The organism is Flagellimonas ulvae (assembly GCF_049333175.1).
Taxonomy (GTDB): domain Bacteria; phylum Bacteroidota; class Bacteroidia; order Flavobacteriales; family Flavobacteriaceae; genus Flagellimonas.
Genome location: NZ_CP186325.1, coordinates 3,156,272 through 3,178,321, shown reverse-complemented (window position 1 = coordinate 3,178,321; position 22,050 = coordinate 3,156,272). Strand labels below are relative to the sequence as shown.

Here is a 22,050-nt window from a genome sequence, read left to right as displayed (position 1 = left end):
ACTTAAAGGGTTTTAAATTCAAATACTCCTGAATCCGAAGTGTTCCCCTCGGCATCTCGGGTTATCACTCTCCAGAAATAAACCGTATTGGCAGATACAGAAGCAGATACTGAGGAAGTGAAGGCATCAAATGCTCCCAATTCTGTGGTCGGCGGGTTTTGGTTTGAAAAAAACACTTGATATCCTTCTATGTCATTTTCCACATCGGCACCTAGCCAATCTAAAACCACTTCGTTGGATGCATTGGGCGAGATTGTTGAACCAGAAGCAGGGCTTTGCAGTTGAGCCGGAAATGGAGCATATGTGGTCTGCGAACCTGCATTATAAAAAAGCCATGTCTCGCTGATTGAAGTCTCGTTGGATTGAGAATTTGTTGAGCTTACAGACCAAGAATAGGGGGTCCCCTTATTTATGGAAATACTTGCTGATGTAGAAGCCGTAGTAATGGTTTGTGGTGTATTCGTATTCAGATTTATTGCCCTAAGCGTATAGCTTTCTGTGTTTTCCGAAGCTTGCCATTCAAACGTAACTTGACTCAATTCTTCGTTTACGCTCACGCCAGTTGTGCACTCCGAGTTTTCTTCCGGAAATATTAACTGTACTGTTCCTGGAGTTGGAGGTGGGTCGTCACTACCCCCGCATGAAATCATAATCAGCCCCAATACCCCCAAAATCGTAAAACACCTCATCGTTTTATCATTTTATATACGTCATTAAACCCTTCCCCCTCAATTCGCAAGTAATAGGTTCCTGTTGACAATGAAGAAAAGTCCATTACCAGCTCCCTAGCACTTATCGTCCTATTGTCTTCCATTACCAATCTACCAGTTGCAGAAAACACTTTTAGGTTGACATCACCTCTTAATTCATTAACAAAAAGCTTGGTCTCTTTATCCACAGGATTGGGGTACAAAATCCCCACAGAACCCACCACAAAGGTTCTCACAAAAGTTCCTTGACAAGGTAATCCAGTGGACACCCTTAAGGTATTTAATCCATTCTTCAGATTTAATTCTATTTCCGAGTCTTCAGTTTGGGTCACCAATCCATTTAGCTCCACATTATATAAAGTCCCACCGTCTAAAATCAATGATGCAATACTACCTTCTGCAGATGCAACAACCGATAAGGGTTCCGGTTCGGTCAATATAATATCAAAACAAGTTTCTTGATAGGTAATGGTACCGTCCGTTGCAGAGATGCATAAACTATAATTTCCAGCACTAAGATTTTCAAACAAACCAGAGGAAGAAAAGTCAGAACTTGTCGTTGAAGACCCATCATCCAAAACAGCTGTATACATCAAGGAGTTATTCACAGGTGTTATCTCTATAGTACCATCATTATTGTTTCTACAGCTTTCACTGTTTATTTCTACCAAAAAATTATCTGCTGGCAATCGATTTACAGGGCACCCTGTCACATCCACCTCAGTTCCCGCTGGAGTACCCAAGCAAAGGTCATCTCCATCATCAAAAACCCCATCTCCATCAGCATCGGGTCTAAAATTACCCTCAGCACAGATTTCCAGAGAAAATGATTGTATAGAACCTCCATCTCCTGGAGCAGTATCGCTAACTTCCAATGTCCATTCTCCAAAGGTTGGCTCACCCCTAAACGCAGACAAATCCCCTATCGGTTTTACCGTTCCAGATATTACCGGATTTCCTGAACAAACTATTTCAGTTCCATCATCATCAAACGTGGCATTAATATTATTTAACTCTCCACAAGTATTGGCCAGAAGTGCCACCTTAGTACCTGAAGGAGAAATAAGATTTATCACCAAATCCCCAACAAAAGTGTGATTAAGGACCAATGCTACATTTAAGTCCGCAACAGGTAAGTCTTCTATAAATTGAATAGTGGCCGTTTGTGTTGAAACCCCGGCTTGCGATATGGTAATCGGGGTGTCGTTAGTCTCTTTGTTTTGGCAATTGACATTTATGGTTGTAAAGGAAAAAGGTGCACTGAAACTTCCCTGTCCACAATTATTTTCGGGACGTATTCTCCAAAAATAGTTGGTCTCAGGTTGTAAAGAATTCGTTTTGTAGGTATTAAAGACCGTATTTTCGGCTTCCACAATATTGGCAAAACCATTATCGGTTGCAATTTCAATGGTATAGGAACTACTATTTGGTTCACTTTGCCAATTGAATTCGGTTTCAAGAGAAACATTGGTGGCAGCGTTAAGAGGAGAAAGCAGAGTGACATTGGAAAAGGTTGTGTTTTGAACACTCACATTTAAATCGACCTCTGTGGTTTGGGAAGCAGACGTAGCTCTAACTGTGATTGGATACTCGCCCGGAGCAACCGCATTGGTTCCAGACAAAGTTAAATTCACTGCTGTATTGTTGGCAATACCTTGTGTAGGTGAAAAAACAGCCGACATACCTACTGGAACATCTGCGGAAAAGGTAGAAGTCTCACTAAAACCATTAAAGGTTTGATAATTAAATGGAATTACTAAATCGTTAGGTTCGCATACTTCAAAAGATAAACTTTCAAAATCCAAAACCACTTGAGACGTTTGAATGGTGAAGTTCGAGGAATTCATAGCAAAAAACACGTTGTCACTTGCCTTTACCATGATTCGGGCAGAATTAGTCGCATCTCCTGGAAGCAGCACTTCTTCACTGCCATCATTAAGCGTATTTTCAAGAAGTAAAATAGGAAATGAGTTTCCTCCATCCGTACTTAGAAAAATATCTACGGTCTGGGCGTTGATGGGAGAAACATCGGTATTAGCCACATCCCAAGTTATAGTTTGGGCGCTACCTGCATCATAGGTTATATTGCTTTCTTGTGATGTTACTTCAAATGGGCCCGCAGAATTGACAACCTTCACGTTCAATATATCCGATATGACCTGCCCTCCGCCAGTGGCATTATCTCGTACTGTTAATGCAAAATTTAAATCCCGTTGGATATTAGATACCGTTTCCCAAGCACTACTTTCAGGAGGATTGGTCTGAGTCAGATTACCTTGGGCCACTCGAGACAATCTAGGAAAATATCGAGCTGGGTTGGTTGAAGGCCGCAAGGACCTGAAATTGGCGCCTGAAGGGTTTTCTGGTCCAAATGATGCAGTGGTTACAACACCATCATCAATTTGTTCCCAAGCGTAAGTGAGCACATCTCCTAAGTCTGGATCTGTCGCAATTCCTTCTAATACAAAAGCAGTACCAATAGGGATTACAAAGTCTCCTATAGGAGTAACCGAAGGTGGATTGTTTGACAAGCCAGATGAAACGCCACAACTGACCGTTTCCAAATAATCACGGATTTGAACTATGCTATTATAATGAAAGTAATCATCTCCGTTGGGCTCCACGTCATTACCTGGAACAATTCCTGCATACCCCATAATAGTAGTTCCGCTTGCCGGCTCTGCTTGAACTCCAGTACTCTCCGATTCAAAAGACCAAGTGTGGTTTGCTCCAAACTGATGTCCCAATTCATGTGCTACAAAATCCAAATCAAACACATCGCCTTCTGGTATAAAAGCAGATGCAAATGCACTACCCTTTCGATTATCTTGGCACACCGATCCTATGAATCCCGCATTACCATTGTCCTGCCCTTGTTGCGCCCTAGCAAAAAGATGTCCCACATCATAATTAGCTTCACCAATAGTTGACGTTAAGGTACTTTGCGTCTGCGTATTTAGGTTCCCATTGTACGGGTCCGTTGCTGCATTTGTAAAAATGACCAAATCATTGTTGGGAATCAACTGCAAAGTTGCTCCTAAATCCGTTTCAAACACTTCGTTTACTCTGGTCAAAGTCGCATTGACAGCTGCAAGTGCATCGGCCACAGTTCCTCCATGATAGGCTGTATATTCCCCCGTGGTAGAAACCGCTATTCTAAACGTCCTTAAAACCTGGTCATCAACAAGCGGGTTCAAGGTCTTTAGAACTTGTTGCTTTATCTTTTCCGTTCCACAAACAAACGCGGTCTTTGCTGAATTACTCTTATCATAAACCACATAGGCTCCTTTTTGGCCAAGGACAGGCTCCATAAAAGTAGCCTCATGTCCATCTAACTGAACTATCATACTTTGCAACCCTTTGTGAGAACTGCTCAATCTAACTCTATACTTTCCATCCAAGCTTTTTCCCACAAACGATTTGATGTTTGGAAACTTTTTTGCCAACTCTGGATGTAAGACCGACTTCTCTTGCAGCTTGAATGGAATAATATTCCCATCAGCTTTAGGAAGGTATACAAGGTTTGTTGTGGATTTTGAAGCACTGAGGGCATTTAATTCCTTTTGGAAATCCAAAGAATTCAAAGTAAAAACCTTATTCTCAGTTTTTAAATTACCTACGGAAATACTCTTCAGTCCGCTAGTGGATGATTGGCTCCAATACTCTTGTTGGGCGGAAGTGTAAAAGAAGCTAAAAAATATGGTAATTGAACAAACAAGACGTAATTTAGCTATCATGCATAAGTGGGCTGTAAGTTGTTTCAAAAATAAGGCTTTTTTATTTTTTTGTTTTTAGTGAAGACAATCCAAGGTATTTCCCAGTTTAAAAGTTCAATTTCAACTGCCGTGACCATCGGCACCTTTGATGGCGTTCATATTGGACATCGCAAGATACTGGAACGCCTCATAAATGATGCCAAAACCGCAGGGCACAAATCCACAGTACTTACATTTTTCCCTCATCCCAGAATGGTTTTGCAAAAGGACACCGATATTAAGCTCTTAAATACGCTTGACGAAAAAGTTGAGATTTTGAAAAGTTTAGGGCTCGACAACTTAATCATCCATCCATTTACCAAGGAATTTTCCAGATTGTCCGCTACCGAATTTGTTCGAGATATTTTGGTCAATACTTTGAACACCAAAAGAATCATTATTGGATATGATCATAGATTTGGAAGAAATCGTAATGCCAGCATACAGGACCTTATAGGGTTTGGGAATAGTTTGGATTTTGAAGTAGAGGAAATACCTGCACAAGAAATTGATGATGTTTCCGTAAGTTCCACAAAAATCAGAAACGCTTTGTTAGATGGCGATATCAGCACGGCCAATGCCTATTTAGGCTATTCTTATTTGCTATCCGGAACCATTAAAACAGGTAAAGGATTGGGTAAAAAATTTGGGTTTCCAACAGCCAACATTCACATACAAGAGTCCTACAAACTAATTCCAAAAAAGGGAGTGTATGTTGTTACGGGTGAATTGGATTCCAAACAGTATTATGGCATGATGAATATTGGGAGCAATCCCACGGTCTCAGGAAAAGAACAAAGCATTGAAGTTAATTTTTTTGATTTAAATGCAGACCTGTACGATAGATTTGTTCAGGTAAAGCTACTACATCGCCTTAGGGATGAACACAAGTTTGAATCTGTGGAAGAATTACAGAAGCAGCTCAAAAAAGACAAACAGCAGTCATTGGAATTAATAGCAAAACACCATGCTTAATCAATTTCTATTTAAAAAAATAGACAATGCCCAATTGGTTGTTTTTAGGATTTTCTATGGACTCCTGATTTGTGCCGAAGCTTTTGGCGCTATTGCCACTGGATGGGTACGCCGAACTTTTATTGAGCCCAAATTTACTTTTTCCTTTATTGGGTTTGAATGGTTGCAGCCCTTACCAGGCAATGGCATGTACATCTATTTTATCGTAATGGGCATCATGGGCATACTCATCACAATTGGGTATAAATATCGTTTCAGCGCCCTCACTTTTGCTTTTATGTGGGCTGGGGTATACCTCATGCAAAAGACCTCGTACAACAACCATTATTACTTATTGATGCTTTTGGGCTTTATCATGGCTATGTTCCCGGCACATCGAGACGTTTCGCTGGACAGCAAGCTGAATCCTAGTTTTCGTTCGCATAGCATGTCCAACTTTTTTAGATGGATAATTATACTTCAGCTCTTTATTGTGTATACCTACGCTTCCATAGCCAAACTTTATGGTGATTGGTTGGATTTTAGCATCATAGAGATTCTGATGAGCGGTAAGAAAGACTATTTCTTGATTGGCGATTTACTTCAGCAAAAATGGGTCCATAAGATTATAGGCTTCTTTGGGATTTTCTTTGATTTATTGGTAGTTCCTGCTTTGCTTTGGAAACCCACCAGAAACGTTGCTTTCATATTTTCCATTTTCTTCCATTTGTTCAACAGCATTGTTTTTCAAATAGGGATATTCCCCTATTTATCCTTAGCCTTCATAGTTTTCTTTTATGACCCCCAAACCATCAGAAACATCTTTTTGAAAAAGAAAAAGGTTGAAGTTCCACAAGAAGTTTCCTATCCTTCAAAGTACAAATGGATTGTTGGAGCATTGGGTATTTATTTTATTACCCAGCTCTTACTCCCACTTCGCCATCATACCTTTCCTGATGATGTGCTCTGGACAGAGGAGGGACACCGGTTAAGCTGGAGAATGATGCTAAGAAGCCGTTCCGGGAATATCCGTTTTAAGGTGGTGAACAAGGAAAATGGCAAATCCGAATATGTAAAACTTAATGATCATTTGACCAAGAAACAGAAAAGAAAAGTGGCTTGCTATCCTGATTTTACTTGGCAATTTGCGCAATATCTCAAAAAGGAATACGCAAAAAAAGGAGAAGATATCCAAGTATTTGCTATTAATCGGGTAAAAGTAAACCAAGGCAAGTATTCAGAATTCATTGACCCAAAGGTTGACCTGGCAAGTATACCGTGGAAACACTTTTCACACAATGAGTGGATTCGTCCTTCACAAAGCGATTAATCTGTTGTTCTCCTTTCGCAGATTGATGTAAATTTGCCGTTCTAAAACCCAGTTCATGCTTCAGTTACAGGTACTACGTGAAAACAAGGATGCAGTTTGCCAAGCATTGAAAAAGCGAAACTTTGACGCGGAATCCATATTGGATACCGTATTGGAATTGGACGAAAAAAGACGTTCCATCCAAGCCAAACTAGACAATGCTCTGGCGGAATCAAACAAGCTATCCAAAGAAATAGGTATGCTTTACAAGAGCGGTAAAGCTGAAGAAGCGAATCTTCTAAAAGCAAAAACTGCTGAGCTAAAAGAAAGTTCAAAACAACTGAGTGAGGATTTGAACGAAGCAGCCGAAGCGCTTCAGCAAAACCTATATCAAATCCCCAACGTGCCACACCAATCGGTACCTGCAGGAAATTCAGATGAGGACAATGAAGAAATTTTTCGCGAAGGGGACGTTCCCAAGTTGAACGAAGGTGCACTTCCGCATTGGGAACTCGCTAAAAAATATGGCTTAATTGATTTTGAATTAGGAGCTAAGATTACAGGAGCAGGTTTTCCAATATATAAAGGAAAAGGCGCTAGGCTACAACGCGCTTTAATTTCGTATTTTTTGGATAAAAATACTGATGCCGGATATTTTGAAGTACAACCTCCATTGATGATCAATGAAGCTTCAGGATATGGCACGGGGCAATTGCCGGATAAGGAAGGACAGATGTACCATGTTCAAGAAGATGATCTATATCTTATTCCTACTTCTGAAGTTCCCATCACCAATATGCATCGAGGGGATTTGCTTGCTGAAAAAGATTTTCCCATTGCGTACACTGGATACACTCCGTGTTTTAGAAGAGAAGCTGGAAGTTATGGTGCTCATGTGAGAGGTCTTAATCGACTGCATCAATTCGATAAAGTGGAGTTAGTGCGCATAGAACACCCAGATGCTTCATATAAAGCTCTCGACGGAATGGTGGAACATGTTAAAGATATTCTTCGAGATCTTAAATTGCCTTATCGAATCTTGAGACTTTGCGGGGGAGATTTAGGCTTTACCGCTGCGCTCACTTTTGATTTTGAAGTGTTCTCTACAGCTCAAGACCGTTGGTTGGAAATAAGTTCGGTTTCCAATTTTGAGACTTTTCAAGCCAATCGACTTAAACTTCGATTTAAAGACAAGAATGGAAAAAGCCAATTGGCCCATACCCTTAACGGGAGTTCATTAGCGCTGCCTAGGGTTTTGGCTGGAATCTTAGAGAATTATCAAACAGAAGATGGAATCAAGATACCTGAAGTTTTGAAACCTTATTGTGGGTTTGATATCATAGATTGAGTTTTTGAGAATCAATTAACATAAAAATCAAACTTTCCCCGTTATATTTAAACGATGCGATGGATAGGTCTCATAACTATATTCCTACTTTTTTTCCACTCTTATGGTCAAGAAGACTTTTTGGCCAAGCAATATTTTAATGATGGAGAATACGAAAAGGCAGTTGTTTTTTTCGAAAAACTGACTAAAAAAAATCCACGAAGAACCGACTATGGCGAAGGTCTGGTAGCTTGCTACCAACAATTGGAACGCTATGGAGATGCCGAGAGTTTTCTTCTAAAAAAAGTTGAGGACTCATACGCTTTTCCCACTTTTTTTATTGAACTGGGTTATAACTATGCACTACAGAATCAACCCGAGAAGGCAAATGAATATTATGAAAAGGCCCTGTTGAAGATTGATGAAAATCCAAATTTTGGATATAGCGTAGGGTATCGTTTCCAAAAATATGCTCTTTTGGACCAAGCGATTAAAGCGTATTCCAGAGCTATGGATTTGAAGCCAGATTTGAACTATGATTTTCAATTGGCCCGAATATATGGTGAACAGGGTGATATTGAAAAAATGTATCAGGCTTATCTAAATCTCATAGTTGACGGAAGAACATCAAGGTCAAACGTCCTACGAAACATTGACGAGTTTATTTCTGAAGATGCTACCCAGCCAAATAATGTTACACTCAGAAAGGTATTACTACGAAATGCCCAAAAGAATCCAGATGTACTTTGGAACGAACTCTTAAGCTGGCTGTTTATCCAACAGAAACAATACAAAAGTGCATTTAACCAAGAAAAAGCTATTTTCAAGCGTTCCGAGATATCTACAATGGACCGACTGGAAAGCCTGGGTAATATTGCTTTGGAAGATAAGGATACTACCAGCGCTGTGGATGTTTTTGAATTCATTATTCAAAATGCAAATGATCCGGTCACAAAGCTTAATGCGCATTTAAATCTTATTGACATTGAGTTAATGGAAAACAACTCAAAAACTTTGGCATCAGCAGAAAAAAAATACCAAGATTTGATTTCCGAATACGGCAATCAAAGTCAGACCCAACAACTACAGATTGCCTATGCCAATTTTTTGACCTTTAAGAAGAACACTCCAAAACCCGCCATAACCATGTTGAAGGAAAGTCTTGAGCTTCCTATGGGGCGAATGCCTAAAGCGTATATTAAAATGGAGTTGGGAGATATTTTGGTTTATGACCGGAAGTTTAATCAAGCCCTCATCTATTTCACCCAGATTCAAAAAAGTCTCAAGAATGATGTTTTGGGGCAGGATGCACGTTATAAAGTGGCACAGACAAGCTTCTACAAAGGCGATTTTGATTGGGCATTGACCCAACTTAAAGTTTTACGAGGTTCTACTTCACAGCTTATTGCCAATGATGCCATGCAACTAAGTCTGCTTATCTCTGATAATTCGCTGGAAGATTCAACCCAAACCGCACTCAAAAAATATGCAAGAGCCGATTTGCTTGCCTATCAGAACAAAACCAACGAAGCCATTGAGGCTTTGGAAGATATTCTTCAAAATCATAAAGGCGAAAAAATTGAGGATGAGACATTGCTAAAACAAGGTGAATTGCTTCAAAGCATCAGCAAAAACAAAGATGCCGAATTCAATTACAAAAAAATTACGGAGTTCTATGCTGATGGTATTTTAGCAGACGATGCGCACTTTGCTTTGGGTGAGCTATATCGAAATCAGCTGAACGAACCTGAAAATGCCAAAATCCATTACGAAAAGATTATTTATAACTATCAAGACAGTTATTACTTTCCCAAAGCAAGAAAACATTTTAGAAGGTTAAGAGGGGATATCATTAACTAATTCTCCCTACTTTTAGAACGTAAAGATTCCTTCCATGCTCATTTATAATGTCACTATCAATATAGATAACTCCGTCCACGATCATTGGCTTAATTGGATGAGGGATAAGCATATTCCAGATATGTTAGCCACAGGTAAGTTCTCCCATGCCAAGATGACCCGAATTTTGGTAGAGGAGGAAATGGGTGGAACTTCGTATTCAATACAATACACAACCAAGGATCGGTCAACTCTTGAAGCATATTATAAAGAAGATGCCGAAAGACTGCGTAAAGATGGATTAAAGCTTTTTGCGGATAAGTTCGTAGCTTTTAGAACCGAACTTGAGGTAGTAAGTCAGCAGATTCCGTAGAGTACTGGTTCAAAACTGACGGGAACCCATTATCAAAAATTCCAAGTAACTCACAAAAAAAGCACCGTGTCCAAAAAGAAGAAAAAAAAACCTATCAAAACTGGACATGACCAAAACCTAGTCAAGGCAAAGAAACATCTGGGTCAACATTTTTTGAAAGACGAGGTGATTGCCCAGCAAATTGCTGACACGCTATCCCTAAATGGATATACCAACGTTGTAGAGATTGGCCCTGGCATGGGTGTATTGACAAAATACCTTCTTTTGAGAGACTTGGATTTAGTGGCCATGGATTTGGATGCTGAATCCATAGTGTATCTCAACCATAGTTTTCCGCTGGAACATCCCAAAGTCTTGGAAAAGAATAGCAGGCTTAATGTAATTGAGGCCGATTTTCTAAAATTCGACTTGAAACAACTCTATGGCAACGAGCAATTCGCCGTAACCGGCAATTTTCCTTATAATATTTCGAGCCAAATTGTTTTCAAAGTGTTGGAAATGCGCAACCAAATACCTGAATTTTCTGGAATGTTCCAAAAGGAGGTTGCCCAACGCATATGTGAAAAATCAGGAAGTAAGACTTATGGGATTTTATCTGTACTTGTACAGGCCTTTTATCATGCGGAATATCTTTTTACAGTGCATCCACAAGTATTTGACCCCCCTCCAAAAGTTCAATCCGGAGTTTTACGGCTTACCCGCAAAGATGAATTTAAGTTACCTTGCGACGAGCATCTTTTCTTCAAAGTGGTCAAAGCCGCTTTTAACCAAAGGAGAAAGACCTTGCGCAACAGCCTTAAAACCTTTAATCTCTCTGATAATCTAAAAGAAGATACTATCTTTGGTCAGCGTCCTGAGCAGCTAGATGTAGCTGATTTTGTTTCACTGACCCAACAGATAGCCAATGACTCCGTTTAAACTCACAGACGAGCTTCTAGCTGAAATCCAACAACTTATCGCAGACCAAAAAAATGTGGATTTGCGAGCTATGATGAAGGAATTTCACTATGCGGATATCGCTGAAATTGCCGATGAGCTTGAAGTGGACGAGGCCACCTACCTTATCAAACTTTTGGACAGCGAAAAAACCTCGGATATCCTTGCAGAGATGGATGAAGATGTTCGGGAAGCGGTTCTTAACAATCTCTCCGTAAAAGAGATTGCAGGAGAATTGGAGGAATTGGACACTGATGATGCCGCAGATATTGTCAGTGAGTTGCCTAAGGATATCATTCAGGAAGTCATCTCCGAAATTGAGGACAAGGAGCACGCAAAGGATATCGTTGACCTTTTGCGTTACGATGAAGACACCGCAGGGGGCCTGATGGCAAAAGAGCTGGTTCAAGTCAATGAAAACTGGAATGTGCTCACCTGCGTGAAAGAAATGCGGGCCCAAGCTGAAAATGTAACCCGTGTTCATTCTATTTATGTCGTGGATGACGAAGGCAAACTCAAAGGCAGACTCTCTTTAAAAGACCTTTTAACCACATCTACCAAAACACATATTAAAGACGTTTATATTCCGAAGGTAGATTCGGTAACGGTAAACGAAAAGGGTGAAGAAGTAGCCAAAATCATGTCCAAGTACGATTTGGAAGCTATCCCCGTAGTGGACGAAATTGGTCGCTTGGTAGGTCGTATTACCATTGATGACATTGTAGATGTAATCCGTGAAGAAGCGGATAAGGATTATCAAATGGCTGCTGGTATTTCGCAAGATGTTGAGGCGGATGATAGCATTTGGGAACTGACCCGAGCCCGCCTCCCTTGGTTGATTTTAGGCTTGTTCGGTGGATTGGGCGCAGCGGCCATAATGGGAGGTTTTGAAGAGATGATAGCCCAACATGCCATACTCTTTTTCTTTACTCCACTTATTGCGGCCATGGCCGGTAATGTGGGCGTGCAGTCCAGCGCAATCATAGTACAAGGTTTGGCTAATGATGATCTTAAGGGAAGTGTTGGAAATCGCCTGTGGAAAGAAATGCTTTTGGCCCTTTTAAATGGATTGATTCTTGCCATTTTACTGTTATTTTTCACTTGGGTTTGGAAAGGAGATTTATCAACAGCATTGGCTATTTCGATTTCTTTGGTTGTTGTGATTGTAGTAGCAGGAATAATCGGCACTTTTATACCACTCTTTTTAAACCAACGTGGAATTGATCCTGCTATAGCGACTGGACCTTTTATTACAACAAGTAATGATATTTTCGGAATTCTAATCTATTTCTGGATTGCAAAAATTATTTTAGGAATCTAAATTAGCTATTCATATGAAACCTATCAATCTAAAGGAAAAACATGCTGCCTTTTCAAAACAATGGCATCCCCACCAAATTGCCACAGTGGATGACATGCAAGTAATCTTGGCCAAAGTACAGGGCGAATTTGTTTGGCATTCCCATGATGATGAAGACGAACTTTTTCAAGTCCTAAAAGGGACCTTGTACATGAAGTTTCGGGATAGAACGGAAGTAGTAAGGGAAGGCGAAATTATTGTTGTACCCAAAGGGGTGGAGCATTGTCCTGCAACAAAAGATGGTGAGGAAGTTCATTTATTGCTTTTTGAAAAACAAAACACGGCGCATACGGGCAATGTGAAACATGAAATGACCCAGACGGAGTATCCTAAGATTTAGATATTTGCAAAACAAAAAACTGATGGTACCTAAGCACCATCAGTTTAAAATAGTGACTGGTAATCCCTATTTGAATTTTATTGCCCTTAGCCCACCTCCAGAAGCGAACTCTGAGATATAGAGCACTTTTCGTAGCGGATCTGCAGCAATACCATTTGGAGAGGCAAAAGAAGCTTCCTCCAATGCTCCGTCAATTGTTCCCGATTGCCCATTCCCGGCAAATATGGACATATCGCCAGACAAGGTAACTCGGTAAATCACATTTTCTCCGATAGCGGTAACGAAAAGCGACCCAGCAAAATAGGTTAGATATCCAATAACAAAATCATTCACTACCGTCGGCAGGGTAGCCAGAAGTTCTATGGTACCGTTCCTTTTAATTTTTAATATCTCTCCTGTAACAAAGTTACCAACGTAGAGATTACCCTTAATGTCAAAATCTATTCCCACTGAACCACCAAGACGTGCATCTTCTGCAAACACAGTTGCTTCACCTTGAGGAGTTACTTTATGAACCCCGGGGAAACTGAAATTTGAAACGTAAGCATTGCCTTTACTATCCAAAGTAAGTCCTGAAGGGAATCCTGGCAAAGTAGCAAGTACGGTTCGAGTGCCATCTGGTGAAACCTTGAGTACATCTGCCTCGGTGGTACCATCATTTTGGGCAGTGAAACGGATATTGTTCACAACATAGATGTTTCCATGTCGGTCCACTGCATTTCCTGTTGGGGCCAAAACACTATCCACGGCAACCTCGAATTCTCCAGTTCTCGGCATGGTACGAAAAACTTCTGTTCCTGAGAAATTACCAAAATTACTGGTCAGAACATTTCCTTGCCGGTCAATGGACACTCCGTCATTACCGGGAAAGTTGGGGACAATGGTTTCCACTGTTGCTTTTTCTGAAATTTTTCCAATAAAGTCATCCGTACATGATGACATGAAAAGTAGGAATACGGAAAAAACCATACTTCCTTTTAATGCATTGAGTTTGATTGTTTTCATGAGGTTTTTCTTTAAAGTTTACAGCGAGTTTAGAAGAAAAACAATGGCCAATCGCCCCAATGTATACAGCGGAACAAAGTACACCTCCCATTTATACAAAGAAAATGGAAGGTGTACGGTACAGAACAGATCTAAATACCTTCTGAAGGATTAACTTTGAGTTGAACCCGACTTATTATGAAATATAAAGACTATTGTAGGTCTATTTATGTTTTAGTTTAATTTTATTTACAGGAGCTGTTGTAGAAATCAATCAGTATTTTAATCTCCTCCAAATCTTGAAAACTAGATTCGTCATAACTGCCAGAGTTATACTCACATCCCCCCATGTAATCCTTCAATTTTGAAGCTTTCTTCTCTTCTTTGATCAAAGCTCCAAACGCAAAGCTGAATGCCTTTTCTTGACCCTTAGTCTTAAGATAATACTGTCCACCTTTAGGAGACTGGTACACAGAAGCCTTGCCTTCTTTATAAACTTCTTTCATAAAAAGTCCTCCAGAACCTCCAATTGATATAGCATCATCACTGGTAGCGAGAAGCCCATTGCTCTTTACCTTTATAGCCTCAAACCAAGTTTCTTCACCGCTTTCTTCAAACACACAAAATCTAACCCCACTTTTGGCGGAAAGGGTCTTTATGCGTTTCTTGTCTTTTTCATTGATGTATGATACTTTGACCTTATTCCCAAATTCGTCTCCATTCAAGTTTACCACGGTACCTGCAGATTCTGGACTGTTTGGATTAGGTATATCATCAAAAAGTATCGTTATTTCTCCCTCGTACCGAACTCCTTTTTCGTCCAAGGCATATCCCTTCTTATCGTAGATATTGGACGAATTTGCCTTAGCTACTTCATATTCTTTTTGTGCTTCTGCCCTTATCTCAGCGTTAGCTTGAGCTACAGACTCCTTGGCGCTATGGCCTAATTCTATACCGCGTGTGTGCAACCAACGTACGGCTTCCACAAGAAAATCTTTGGTTGCGTATTTGTCCGTTGCGCTGAAACGATTTCTTGTTTTATAGGTTATAGGATTTGTTAGCAATTGGGAAACTATGTTCACAACCCCAAAAGCATCTTGGGTTATTGTCCCTATCCTTATATTGTCCAAATCTCGTACCACTAACGAGGTTGGGTCTGAAAATCTATAACTCCCTATCATATTCTCAATAACCTCTGCATTACGCTTTCTGTCATCCACCGATGAGGACGTATAGGGAATCCCACCTCTAAAAATTCTTTTGTAATCGGGATCAACTGCAATTCCCAAACTGGCGGTTTGCGCAAATTTAGCTCCTGCTTCTCTTTCTTGAGCCACTATTTGATCATATTCTTCTTTGCTCTCCCTCTCCCTTTTTTGACTAAAGTAATTTCCAATTGCATCTTGATTTACTTTTCCGGATGCATCAAAAAAATTCATTCTCTTCATTAAAAATTCTGCAATGGCTTTTCTGTAATTCAAAGTGAAGGAAACATACTCCATGTCAACTTCATTTTCAAAAGCGGCACCTTCTTTTGAAAGTACAAGCCACTCATATTTGTTACTTTCATTTACTTCATCTAAAAAATAATCTACGGTTACAAAAGTTTCTCCCGTTGCACTATCTGTAAAAGTGTAAATTGTGTTATTATCAACCTTATTTTCAGTAACCCGTAAAGGGGTTTCCTGCTTGTCAATTAGAATGACATCTTTCTTCACTTTTACTTTCTGCGCGAACGTACCTAGTGAAATAACTGCAAATGCGATACTGGCAATACTTTTTTTGCTCATAATTTAATCTTGGTATATAGTTTTGATTTCTTGATTGTTCTACCCAATGGAAGAATTCAATCCGGTGGTATTAACATTTTTTTTCTGTCAAAATTGCCCAATGGTTAAGAAAAATAGGTTTGTACTTTGATAAAATTCGACCGAATCTATACAGAACTACTTTCAACTCTTCTGACTTTGATATTTATTCGGAAATTGTAAATTGCGACAAGACGATTATTTTATGAAAGTACTCCACCTGGATACCAACCATCCTCTTCTAATAGATCAGTTGGCAGCACTCGGTTTTGAAAACCATGAAGATTATACCTCCTCTAAAGAAGAGATAGAAAAGAAGATACATGAATATGATGGTGTGATAATTCGTAGTAGGTTTACTTTAGACCAACAGTTTTTGGACAGGGCGACCAACTTAAAGTTCATTGGTCGAGTAGGCGCCGGTCTGGAAAACATTGACACAAAGTACGCAAAGCAAAAGGACATCTTCCTTGCCTCAGCTCCTGAAGGAAACCGAAATGCAGTAGGTGAGCATGCTCTTGGCATGTTACTGTCATTGCTAAACAAATTGAACAAGGCGCATAGAGAAGTTAGAAAGGGAAAATGGGACAGAGAAGGTAATAGAGGCGTAGAATTGGATGGTAAGACTGTAGGTATATTGGGCTACGGAAATATGGGAAAGGCTTTTGCCAAAAAATTAATGGGTTTTGACGTTGAAATCATTTGCTACGACATTATTGGCGGAGTTGGTGATGAAAACGCACGACAGGTTGGGATTATGGAATTCCAGCAAAAATCTGATGTGGTTAGTTTGCATGTTCCCCAAACCGAATCTACTTTGGGTATGATCAATACAGATTTCATTGAAGGATTCCACAAACCTTTCTGGTTTTTGAATACTGCCCGAGGCAAATGTATAGTGACAGAAGATTTGGTTAAAGGCCTAAAAACTGGTAAGATATTAGGTGCTGGATTGGATGTTTTGGAATATGAGAAAAAGTCATTTGAAAACATGTTCGTGCAAAGACCAAAGGCTTTTAAATATTTGAGAAAGGCTAAGAACGTCATGCTGTCGCCTCATGTTGCGGGCTGGACCTTTGAAAGCAAGGAAAAATTGGCCCAAACTATTGTTGACAAAATCAAAGAGCGCTTTTGCTAAATTTATGATGTGAAAAAAACCGTATTTGTTTTTTCTTCCCTCATCGTAGCTCTGCTCGTTCTATTCAAATTAAGTGAGTATTCATATCGTTCGGGCAATCTCAACATTGAGCTGCTACTTTCTGCCATTGCCATTCTATTTTTTATTATTGGTATTTATATAAATAAAAAGGGACTTGTAAAAAGGGGAGCAAACCCGTTTAAGATAGATTTTAAGAAATTGGAAACCCTTGGTATTAGCCAGAGAGAATACGAAGTATTGCAACAAGTGGTAAAAGGATTATCCAATAAAGAGATTGGGGAAAAACTACATCTTTCCGAAAGTACCATCAAAACCCATGTCTCCAATTTATTGGTAAAGCTGGATGCCAAGCGCAGAACCCAAGCAATTCAGAAGGCAAAAGAACTGAAAATCATTTCCGAATAGCTCTTTTGTACTAAAGTACCATGCTTTTGGTACTTTAGTATGAGACCCAAAACTCCATCTCCCTTTAATTTTGAGCTAAACTTAAAACTGAACTCTATGAAAAAAACAGTAATCAAATACGGTACATATGGCGCAATTGCCATTTGCGGTCTTTTTTTGATCAGTTGGTTTATACTTGATGATTTGCCTTTACCTACCCAGGAAGCTCTTGGGTATCTTTCCATGATTTTATCCCTAAGTTTTGTCTTTTTTGGAATAAAGCATTATCGTGACAGGGAAAATGAAGGAAAGGTCAGTTTTAAAAACGCATTGGTGATAGGTCTGCTCATCAGTCTTATCACCGCTGTAGTATTTGGAGTCTTGGATGTCATCTATACCGAAGTCCTGAATCCTGAATTTATGGATACGTACTACTCAGAAACATTGAAGACCATGGAAGAAACCATGTCAGCTGAAGAGTTTAAACTAAAGAAAGCGGAAATGGACGCTCAATTGGAGATATTTGCCAATCCTCTAATGACATTTGTTCTTATGTCATTGACCGTTTTTGTGATTGGATTTATTGTTTCATTACTTTCTGCACTGATATTGCAACGAAAATGATGCTACCATGACCATAGATGCCAAAACTCCAGACGAATATATTGCCCAACTTCCGCCAGAAAGGAAGGAAGCTGTATCTAAATTGAGAAAGACCATTCAAGAAAATTTACCAAAGGGGTTTAAGGAATGTATAAGCTACAAAATGATTGGGTATGTAGTGCCCCATTCGCTTTATCCCGATGGATACCATTGCGACCCAAAACTACCTCTACCTTTTATCAATATCGCTTCGCAAAAGAATTTTGTGGCCTTATACCATTCAGGAATATATGCGGATAAAAAACTATTGGATTGGTTTGTGGGCGAGTATCCAAAATATGTGAAGACCAAATTAGATATGGGCAAGAGTTGCATACGGTTCAAGAACATGGAAAACATTCCATATGGGCTTATTGCAGAGTTATGTCAAAGGATGACACCTGAAGATTGGATTAATTTATATGAAAAAAACATCAAAAAATGAAAAACAGAGTAACAGGAATAGGCGGTTTTTTCTTTAAGTCCAAAGACCCTGATAACATCAAAACTTGGTACAAAACCCATTTAGGCATACCTATGGACAACTACGGATGGAGTTTTTGGTGGAAGGATAAAGAAGGTAAAGATTGTATGACTCAGTGGAGTCCTTTTAAAGAGGACACCGAATATTTCAATCCGAGCAAAAAACAATTTATGATGAACTTTAGGGTAGAAAACCTTAAAGAGCTACTGAAAGTTTTAAAATCCGAAGGGGTCACGGTAATCGATAAGGTTGAGGAATATGATTATGGAAAGTTCGGATGGATTCTAGACCCAGAGGGGAATAAAATCGAGCTTTGGGAACCTGTTGATAAAGCATTCCTTTAACAAACAAAATATTGTTTATTTTTAGGCATGTACAACCAACAAAATAAAAAGTACCATGTCTGATGAAAACAAAGATTTAGGAGATAAAGCAGAAGAAGCTTTTGACAAAGCCAAAGACGCAGCGAAAGACGCGGCTGAGGATGCCAAGGAAGCCGCTAAAGATTTCCAAGAAGATGTCAAAGAGGCATTTGACCCAAAAAACCCCGATAGTGGTAAGACTGTGGCAATCATTGCACATTTGACCTTAATTGGCTGGATCATTGCCATTATTATGAACAGTAGCAACAAAACTGAGATAGGGTCATTCTACATTAGGCAAGTATTGGGAATCTTCCTGTTAGGATTTGTTTTGGGACTAATCCCCGTAGTTAACTTGATAGCATGGATATTTCCTGTTATTTTATGGGTCATAAGTCTGATTGGCTCAATTAATGGAAATCAAAAACCAGTCTTTTTGGTTGGAGAACATTTCCAAAATTGGTTTAAATCTCTATAAGACACAAAAGCCAGAAAATCTCTCTGGCTTTTTTATTTCATTATATTATCGTAATATTGCAATATTAAATTTTATTTACAATGGGAAGTTCAAAGACCCATATTTTTTCTATCCAACATAATGAATTGGCCCAAGTTGCTAAAGTTCTGGGGCATCCTGCACGTATTGCCATATTGGAATACATAAGCAAACAGGAAGGCTGTATTTGTAATGATTTAGTGGATGAAATAGGATTGGCACAACCTACAATTTCCCAACATCTCAATGAGATCAAAAAAATTGGTTTGCTTCAAGGCACTTTTGAAGGTAAAAATTTATGCTATTGCATTGACCAAAAAAGATGGCTTGAGCTTCAGCAAGCTTTCAATAATTTCTTTTCTAATATTAACCTTAACTGTTGTTGATTTATGAACACTCAAGAATTTTTATCCGTATTACAAGAAAATAGACAAAAAAGTCTATTGTTTGAATATAAACCAAGCGCTCTCGTAAAGGCCAATTATCACATAACAGAGGTAAAGAACATTACCGTTGACTCTGTGGACTGTGGAACAGGAACTGATTTTTGGAAAGAAACTGTTATTCAATTATGGGAAAGTCCAGCAGAATCCGTTAAAACCGAATTTATGTCCGCTTCAAAGGCGTTGGGCATTTTGAATAAGGTAGACCGTATTAAACCCATGGTACGAGATGCTGAACTTAAATTGGAATATAGCAACGATCAGTTTCATACCGCACAGTTATATGTTTCCGGCTATACCACTACAGAGGATACACTTCAATTCTTCCTTTCCATCCAAAAGACAGATTGCAAAGCAAAAGAAACTTGTGGTGTTCCTGATACCGCAGAAGAAAATAACCTAAAAACAACAGTAGGTTCATGTGCACCTGACAGTGGTTGTTGTTAAATTTGCGACATCATGAAGATTCGTAGCATGCACGCTTCTGATTGGAATCAAGTGGCCCGTATTTATTCTGAAGGGATAAAAACTGGTTTTGCCACATTTGAGCAGCGAGTTCCACCTTATAAAAGTTGGGACGAAGCCCATGTTGATTCCTGTAGAATAGTAGCAGAAGAGGACGGCAGAGTTTTGGGTTGGGCAGCACTGTCACCTGTATCTAGTAGATGTGTTTATGGCGGGGTTGGAGAAGTGAGTGTATACATAAGCGAGAATAGCAGGGGGAAAGGTATTGGCAAAGCTCTCCTAAAACAGTTGATCACAGAAAGTGAAGAAGCTGGATTTTGGACAATTCAATCTGGAATTTTTCCTGAAAACAAGCACAGCATTACCCTTCATGAAAAAGTTGGGTTCCGTTTTATTGGCAAACGTGAAAGAGTCGGCAAAATCCATGGAATATGGAAAGACAATCTTCTATTTGAAAAACGAAGTTCCAAAGTAGGTATAGATTAATCATCAAAAAAAATGAAAAACGTATTGATTCTTTGTACAGGCAATTCCTGTAGAAGTCAAATGGCACATGGCTATCTTAATTATTTTCAGGATTCCTTGGCAAACGTGTATAGTGCAGGAATAGAAACCCATGGATTAAACCCTGGTGCAGTATCCATTATGCAAGAGGATGGAATAGACATTTCCAACCATACTTCAAATCATGTAGACGAATATGAAGGTATAGAATGGGACTACATCATCACGGTCTGCGACCATGCTAAAGAAAATTGTCCCTTTATTCCAGCGAAAAATGCTCAGCGAATTCATCATAATTTTTCTGACCCATCCAAAGTCAAAGGAACTGGGGAAGAAATCCATAAAGCTTTTTTAAAGACCAGAGGGGAAATCAAAGATTTTATGTACGAATTTGTAAAGGAGGAATTGACCAATTAGTCATTTGGCCAATAATCGCTGGGAAGGAAATCTGCCATGCGTTGTGAGCCCATTTCACCACCGAAAAAAACGCTTTTGTTAGGGCTTTCATTACCGAATTGGTCAATAAAGAAAATAGGGGTTTTGCATTTCATAGAAGAGATTTTTCCATCATTAAACCGGATTAAAAAATCCTTTCCCAATGCCATGACCTCTACATAATTTTGTGAGGGCTTTACTTTTAATTGGCTGTAAGGGTCAATCTGAAACCTTCTTCGATAGAGATTGAACTTTTCTTTCTCCAATTCTTTTCTTGATAACGAACGCATGAAATGAAGCACAGAGCCTTTATAGGCTTTCTCCCTTTTTTTCTCAAACTCGCCATTATACTCCTTAAAGAGTGTTCTACAGGAAAACATGGTTGATTCAACTACAGGCTTTCTCCGCTCAATATTTTCAAAGCTTACTTCAAAATACTCTAAAATGCAACTGACAGAGTATCCTAGGTATGGATTATCGATAAGTATAGGCTTATCAGCAAAAGCATATAATTTTTTTTCACTTAGAGAAAACTTAAGTATCAAATCCTTTAGGTTGAGAATTTGAGATTTTGATGCACCTCTTGAAGTCCCCAAAAATTCCTTTTCAAAAATAGCAGCCTTTTTCTCCCAGCTCCAAATATCTTCGTCCACCACAACCTCATCTAGAATAACCGTTTTAGGCTTGAGCTGCAAAATACCAAGGTCTTTTGAAGTCACTTCAGAGATTTCCATTGTCTCAAATCCAATAAAACTTATTATCAAAGCAACGGAAAGTCCATTAGGTAATAGAATTCTAAAATATCCATTACTATCCGTGGTAGTTCCTAGAGCGGTACCATCATAAAAAACAGAAACATCTGTGAGCGGTTCATGGGAAGAGGCGTTAACTACCTGTCCGGTAAGGTAATCCTGAGCTAAGATGAATTCAAAGGCAATTAAAGAAAAGCAAAAGGCAAAAAGCACTCCCCTTTTTTCCATG

23 protein-coding genes are annotated in these 22,050 nt (G+C 39.3%); 18 read left to right on the top strand and 5 right to left on the bottom strand.

What is annotated here, in order from left to right; genetic code table 11:
* Positions 1–2: 2 nt before the first annotated feature.
* Both ACOKFD_RS14650 and ACOKFD_RS14645 read right to left on the bottom strand, forming a co-directional pair.
* The gene (locus tag ACOKFD_RS14650) at positions 3–689 is read right to left on the bottom strand and encodes a hypothetical protein (RefSeq protein WP_422858588.1); all 687 of its coding nucleotides are present in this window, start codon (positions 687–689) and stop codon (positions 3–5) included.
* A complete protein-coding gene (locus ACOKFD_RS14645; RefSeq protein ID WP_422858587.1) occupies positions 686–4,474 on the bottom strand; it encodes a reprolysin-like metallopeptidase in 3,789 nt (1,262 codons plus the stop codon). The genes ACOKFD_RS14650 and ACOKFD_RS14645 overlap by 4 nt, the downstream gene beginning before the upstream one ends.
* 30 nt (positions 4,475–4,504) lie before the next feature.
* On the opposite strand from ACOKFD_RS14645, the gene ACOKFD_RS14640 reads away from it, so the two are divergent.
* From ACOKFD_RS14640 to ACOKFD_RS14605, 8 genes are all read left to right on the top strand, one after another.
* On the top strand, positions 4,505–5,440 hold the full coding sequence (locus tag ACOKFD_RS14640) for a bifunctional riboflavin kinase/FAD synthetase (protein WP_422858586.1): 936 nt from the start codon (positions 4,505–4,507) through the stop codon (positions 5,438–5,440).
* Complete coding sequence (locus tag ACOKFD_RS14635; protein WP_422858585.1) at positions 5,433–6,749, top strand: HTTM domain-containing protein; 1,317 nt, start codon at positions 5,433–5,435, stop codon at positions 6,747–6,749. The genes ACOKFD_RS14640 and ACOKFD_RS14635 overlap by 8 nt, the downstream gene beginning before the upstream one ends.
* A 55-nt stretch (positions 6,750–6,804) precedes the next feature.
* On the top strand, positions 6,805–8,076 hold the full coding sequence (gene serS, locus ACOKFD_RS14630; protein ID WP_298995177.1) for a serine--tRNA ligase: 1,272 nt from the start codon (positions 6,805–6,807) through the stop codon (positions 8,074–8,076).
* Positions 8,077–8,130: 54 nt separating this feature from the next.
* Entirely contained in the window at positions 8,131–9,915 is a 1,785-nt protein-coding gene (locus ACOKFD_RS14625) for a tetratricopeptide repeat protein (protein WP_422858584.1), read from the top strand.
* A gap of 34 nt (positions 9,916–9,949) precedes the next feature.
* Positions 9,950–10,267, top strand: coding sequence for a DUF4286 family protein (locus ACOKFD_RS14620; RefSeq protein ID WP_298995180.1), 318 nt, complete (start codon positions 9,950–9,952; stop codon positions 10,265–10,267).
* A gap of 66 nt (positions 10,268–10,333) precedes the next feature.
* Positions 10,334–11,185 carry a 16S rRNA (adenine(1518)-N(6)/adenine(1519)-N(6))-dimethyltransferase RsmA gene (gene rsmA, locus ACOKFD_RS14615; protein WP_422858583.1) on the top strand — a complete coding sequence of 284 codons (852 nt, stop codon included), beginning with the start codon at positions 10,334–10,336 and terminating at the stop codon, positions 11,183–11,185.
* Positions 11,172–12,524, top strand: coding sequence for a magnesium transporter (gene mgtE / locus ACOKFD_RS14610; RefSeq protein ID WP_422858582.1), 1,353 nt, complete (start codon positions 11,172–11,174; stop codon positions 12,522–12,524). Before rsmA ends, mgtE begins: the two co-directional genes overlap by 14 nt.
* Positions 12,525–12,537: 13 nt before the next feature.
* Positions 12,538–12,903: a cupin domain-containing protein gene (locus tag ACOKFD_RS14605; RefSeq protein WP_422858581.1), complete on the top strand. Its 366-nt coding sequence runs from the start codon at positions 12,538–12,540 to the stop codon at positions 12,901–12,903.
* 66 nt (positions 12,904–12,969) lie between these two features.
* On the opposite strand, the gene ACOKFD_RS14600 is transcribed toward ACOKFD_RS14605, so the two are convergent.
* Both ACOKFD_RS14600 and ACOKFD_RS14595 read right to left on the bottom strand, forming a co-directional pair.
* Complete coding sequence (locus ACOKFD_RS14600; protein WP_422858580.1) at positions 12,970–13,908, bottom strand: hypothetical protein; 939 nt, start codon at positions 13,906–13,908, stop codon at positions 12,970–12,972.
* A 224-nt stretch (positions 13,909–14,132) separates the two neighbouring features.
* Positions 14,133–15,677: a hypothetical protein gene (locus ACOKFD_RS14595; RefSeq protein WP_422858579.1), complete on the bottom strand. Its 1,545-nt coding sequence runs from the start codon at positions 15,675–15,677 to the stop codon at positions 14,133–14,135.
* A gap of 223 nt (positions 15,678–15,900) precedes the next feature.
* On the opposite strand from ACOKFD_RS14595, the gene ACOKFD_RS14590 reads away from it, so the two are divergent.
* The 10 genes from ACOKFD_RS14590 (at position 15,901) to ACOKFD_RS14545 (ending at position 21,051) form a co-directional block, all read left to right on the top strand.
* Positions 15,901–16,833 (top strand): 2-hydroxyacid dehydrogenase, encoded by a 933-nt coding sequence (locus tag ACOKFD_RS14590; RefSeq protein WP_422858578.1) that lies wholly within the window; start codon positions 15,901–15,903, stop codon positions 16,831–16,833.
* A gap of 9 nt (positions 16,834–16,842) precedes the next feature.
* The gene (locus ACOKFD_RS14585) at positions 16,843–17,259 is read left to right on the top strand and encodes a response regulator transcription factor (RefSeq protein WP_422858577.1); all 417 of its coding nucleotides are present in this window, start codon (positions 16,843–16,845) and stop codon (positions 17,257–17,259) included.
* A 96-nt stretch (positions 17,260–17,355) separates the two neighbouring features.
* Positions 17,356–17,862 (top strand): DUF4199 domain-containing protein, encoded by a 507-nt coding sequence (locus ACOKFD_RS14580; RefSeq protein ID WP_422858576.1) that lies wholly within the window; start codon positions 17,356–17,358, stop codon positions 17,860–17,862.
* A gap of 7 nt (positions 17,863–17,869) precedes the next feature.
* Positions 17,870–18,325, top strand: coding sequence for a DUF1801 domain-containing protein (locus ACOKFD_RS14575; protein WP_422858575.1), 456 nt, complete (start codon positions 17,870–17,872; stop codon positions 18,323–18,325).
* The gene (locus ACOKFD_RS14570; RefSeq protein ID WP_422858574.1) at positions 18,322–18,708 is read left to right on the top strand and encodes a VOC family protein; all 387 of its coding nucleotides are present in this window, start codon (positions 18,322–18,324) and stop codon (positions 18,706–18,708) included. The genes ACOKFD_RS14575 and ACOKFD_RS14570 overlap by 4 nt, the downstream gene beginning before the upstream one ends.
* Before the next feature lie 55 nt (positions 18,709–18,763).
* On the top strand, positions 18,764–19,204 hold the full coding sequence (locus ACOKFD_RS14565; protein ID WP_298995211.1) for a YtxH domain-containing protein: 441 nt from the start codon (positions 18,764–18,766) through the stop codon (positions 19,202–19,204).
* Between the two features lie 80 nt (positions 19,205–19,284).
* Positions 19,285–19,608 carry an ArsR/SmtB family transcription factor gene (locus ACOKFD_RS14560; protein WP_422858573.1) on the top strand — a complete coding sequence of 108 codons (324 nt, stop codon included), beginning with the start codon at positions 19,285–19,287 and terminating at the stop codon, positions 19,606–19,608.
* A gap of 3 nt (positions 19,609–19,611) precedes the next feature.
* Positions 19,612–20,112 (top strand): DUF6428 family protein, encoded by a 501-nt coding sequence (locus ACOKFD_RS14555; RefSeq protein ID WP_422858572.1) that lies wholly within the window; start codon positions 19,612–19,614, stop codon positions 20,110–20,112.
* Between the two features lie 12 nt (positions 20,113–20,124).
* Positions 20,125–20,616 carry a GNAT family N-acetyltransferase gene (locus tag ACOKFD_RS14550; protein WP_422858571.1) on the top strand — a complete coding sequence of 164 codons (492 nt, stop codon included), beginning with the start codon at positions 20,125–20,127 and terminating at the stop codon, positions 20,614–20,616.
* A gap of 12 nt (positions 20,617–20,628) precedes the next feature.
* Complete coding sequence (locus ACOKFD_RS14545; RefSeq protein ID WP_422858570.1) at positions 20,629–21,051, top strand: arsenate reductase ArsC; 423 nt, start codon at positions 20,629–20,631, stop codon at positions 21,049–21,051.
* Here the strand turns inward: ACOKFD_RS14545 and ACOKFD_RS14540 are convergent.
* Entirely contained in the window at positions 21,048–22,049 is a 1,002-nt protein-coding gene (locus tag ACOKFD_RS14540) for a carboxypeptidase-like regulatory domain-containing protein (protein ID WP_422858569.1), read from the bottom strand. The two genes, ACOKFD_RS14545 and ACOKFD_RS14540, sit on opposite strands and share 4 nt — an antisense overlap.
* Between the last annotated feature and the right edge of the window lies 1 nt (position 22,050).